Origin of the sequence: Terriglobus sp. YAF25 (genome assembly GCF_052113305.1) — a bacterium.
Classification (GTDB): Bacteria; Acidobacteriota; Terriglobia; order Terriglobales; family Acidobacteriaceae; genus Terriglobus.
The window spans coordinates 1-1,385 of record NZ_JBFRCY010000956.1 but is presented as its reverse complement, the minus strand read 5'-3'; the positions used below and the strand labels follow the sequence as shown (position 1 = coordinate 1,385).

Annotated in this window: 2 protein-coding genes; both read left to right on the top strand. The window is 58.0% G+C overall.

Annotation, left to right across the window (positions count from 1 at the left end; genetic code table 11):
• The first annotated feature begins 180 nt into the window (after positions 1 to 180).
• Positions 181 to 675: a protein-tyrosine phosphatase family protein gene (locus tag AB4043_RS25565; RefSeq protein ID WP_442303501.1), complete on the top strand. Its 495-nt coding sequence runs from the start codon at positions 181 to 183 to the stop codon at positions 673 to 675.
• A gap of 303 nt (positions 676 to 978) precedes the next feature.
• The coding region (locus AB4043_RS25560; RefSeq protein ID WP_442308525.1) for a carboxypeptidase-like regulatory domain-containing protein at positions 979 to 1,385 on the top strand (407 nt) is incomplete at its 3' end.

Here is a 1,385-nt window from a genome sequence, read left to right as displayed (position 1 = left end):
CCAATTCTGTGGCGCAATATAGCACCCGCGTGCAATCGGACGATAAACGGATGGTTTGCTTAAGCGGAGCTTAAGGTGATGAGCCATGTGTCAGAGGGCTATGTTTCGGGTCGTTCGATAAAATCTCTCCCGATCTGTACTATCGATACGCTCTGTACGCCTGGAATTATGGAGTAGGCAATGAATATCTATTGGGTTGAATCCACCGCACCGAAATCGATGGCCATCGTTGCACGTCCCAGGGGGAATGGTTCATTGGAAGCCGAATTGCTCGCCATGCGCCGCGAGGGGATCGATGTCCTGGTCTCTCTGCTGACAACGGCGGAGCAGCAGGATCTCGGTCTCTCGCGCGAAGGTGAAACATGCGAGAAGGTTGGCATCGAGTATGTGAACTTCCCAATCACGGATCATGGGCTCCCGGCATCGCATCAGGAATTTGGTCTCCTGGTGGAACGGCTTCAGAAAAAGCTCGACGCGGGAAAGCACATTGGCGCTCACTGCTTTGCCTGTATCGGCAGGTCTTCTGTCCTCATGGCTTCCCTGATGTGTGCGCAGGGGACTACCCCACATGACGCATTCCTGCGTCTGGGAACGGCTCGCGGATTTCCGGTGCCCGAGACGCTGCAGCAGATGAAGTGGGTGGAGCAGTTCGCCCGCACGTTCGGTGAGAGATAGATCTACTTCGTTGGRTGTTTGTGGCTTCCTCGCCCACCCTAACTCCGTGAGGGTGGGGCACCCCGATAGCACAGGCCAGGTGTTTTTTACGTTCTCCCCTTGTGGGTGCCCCACCCTCGCAACGCTAGGGTGGGTGAGGCATGCCCATAACTTTTGACAAGATACCGCTTCATAAATTTCCCGGAACTTTTACCCAACCAACCTCGTAGTTGCTCTTCAGACGGACGCTGCCGGTCACGTTGTGAACGTGGCCGTAAGTCTGCACCGACGCGCCCACACAACCCGCAACCATCGAGGTGTCCTATGAAGTTTCTGGCTGCCGCAGCCTTTGCTGCGCTTGCGCTCCCGCACGCCCTGTCCCGGCATGTTCTGGCACAGACCGCCTGCACGGGAACGCCGCTTACCGGCGTCGTGCACGACAGTACGCAGGCCATCATTCCCGGAGCGCTGCTAACGCTCGACAGCGGACCTGCCGCGACCAGCAGCTCCGATGGACACTTCCGCCTGGCCTGTGTTCCCGAAGGCTCACATCGTCTCTCCGTTTCCGCGCCGGGCTTCGCTACACAGACCGTGACGCTGCGGTCTCCGCACCCCGCCTCACTCGATCTGCTGCTGAAAGTAGAAGAGGTGGAGACCAATGTAGATGTCAGCGGAGATGACGACACTCCGGCCACCAACGCGACTTCAAGCGGACCCACACAGACCATCTC